Annotated in this window: 1 protein-coding gene; it reads left to right on the top strand. The window is 70.0% G+C overall.

Annotated features, from left to right (window positions below; translation table 11 throughout):
* Positions 1-1,999: type I polyketide synthase (locus tag ACZ7DL_RS39025; RefSeq protein WP_470781824.1), on the top strand; the 1,999-nt coding region annotated here is incomplete at both ends.

Consider the following 1,999-nt stretch of genomic DNA (forward strand, 5'->3'; position numbering starts at 1 on the left):
CCCCCACCACCACCCGCCGACCACGCACCACCCCACCCGACACCACCACCACCCTGCGCGCACGCCTGGCCGACCAGACACCCGACCAGCAACACAACACTCTGCTCGCCCTTGTCCGCTCGCACGTCACCACCGTCCTCGGCCACCCCGCGACGGAGGCCGTCCCGATGGACTCGGCTTTCCGCGACCTGGGCTTCGACTCCCTGACGGCAGTGGATCTACGGAACCGCCTGAGCGCCGAGACGGGCTTGCGGCTGCCGGCAAGCCTGGTTTTCGACCAGCCGAGCCCAGCGGCCGTGGCCCGCTTTCTCCGGGCGGAACTGGTCGGGGAGGACACCGAGGCCGCCGTAACGCCGGTCAGCCGGCCGACGGCCGTCGGCAATGACGAGCCGATCGCCATCATCGGAATGGCGTGCCGCTATCCGGGCAGGGTGCGCTCGCCGAAGGGGCTGTGGGAGCTGGTCGCCTCGGGCGGGGACGCGATCGGGGAGTTCCCGACGGATCGCGGATGGGACCTGGAGCGGCTCTTCGACCCGGACCCGGCGCGCACCGGGACGACGTATACCCGGCATGGGGGATTCCTGTACGAAGCCGGGGAGTTCGACGCCGAGCTCTTCGGTATCAGCCCGCGCGAGGCACTGGCGATGGACCCGCAACAGCGGCTGCTACTGGAAGTCGTGTGGGAGGCCCTCGAACACGCATGCCTCGACCCGGCCGCCGTACGCGGATCGCAGACGGGCGTGTTCGCCGGCGTGATGTACCACGACTACGCCTCCCGCCTGGTCGCCGTCCCCGAAGGAGCCGAGGGCTATATCGGCAACGGCAACGCAGGTAGCGTCGCTACCGGCCGGGTCGCTTACACGTTCGGCCTCGAAGGCCCGGCAGTGACCGTCGACACCGCCTGCTCCTCCTCTCTGGTCGCCTTGCATCTGGCTTGCCAGGCGCTGCGGGCTGGGGAGTGCTCGATGGCGCTCGCGGGGGGTGTCACGGTGATGTCCTCGCCGGGCACCTTCGTGGAGTTCTCGCGGCAGCGGGGGTTGTCGGCCGATGGCCGGTGCAAGGCGTTCTCCGCCGCGGCCGACGGCACGGGCTGGGGCGAGGGCGTGGGCATGCTGTTGGTGGAGCGGTTGTCGGATGCCGAGCGCAATGGTCACCGGGTGCTGGCGGTGGTGCGTGGCAGCGCGGTCAACCAGGACGGTGCGTCGAACGGGTTGACGGCCCCCAACGGGCCGTCGCAGCAACGGGTGATCCGCCAGGCCCTCGCCAACGCCGGACTGTCAGCGGCGGACGTCGACGCCGTCGAAGCCCACGGCACCGGCACCACCCTCGGCGATCCGATCGAGGCCCAGGCCCTCCTCGCCACCTACGGTCAAGAGCATTCAGAGGACCGGCCGTTGTGGCTGGGCTCGCTGAAGTCGAACATCGGCCACGCGCAGGCCGCGGCAGGCGTGGGCGGCATCATCAAGATGGTCATGGCATTCCAGAAGGAGCTGCTGCCGCAGACACTGCACGTGGACGAGCCGTCACCGCACGTGGACTGGTCGGCCGGTGCCGTACGACTGCTCACACAGGCGCGGCCGTGGACTGCGCAGACCGGGCGGGTACGGCGGGCAGGGGTGTCCTCCTTCGGGGTGAGCGGAACCAACGCCCACGTCATCCTCGAAGAAGCTCCGACCGCCCCAGAAGCCGAAGAAACCGTGGCCGACGGTGATCTGCCGGTTGCGTGGGTACTCTCGGCTCGCTCCGACGCCGCGCTTCGCGCACAGGCCGGATCACTGCGGGACTTCACCCGATCCGCCCCCGAAGCACAACTCACCGACATCAGCGCCGTACTGGCTCGGGGACGGGCGGTTCTGGAGCACCGTGCGGTGATCGTCGCCTCCGAACGCGAGGAGTTCGCACGAGCACTGGAAGCGGTCGCTTCGGGCGAACCCCACCCGGCCGTCACCCAAGGAAGGGCGGAAGACCGGCGCGGTGGTGTGGTGTTCGTGTTCCCCGG

The organism is Streptomyces sp. NPDC036984, from assembly GCF_055607665.1.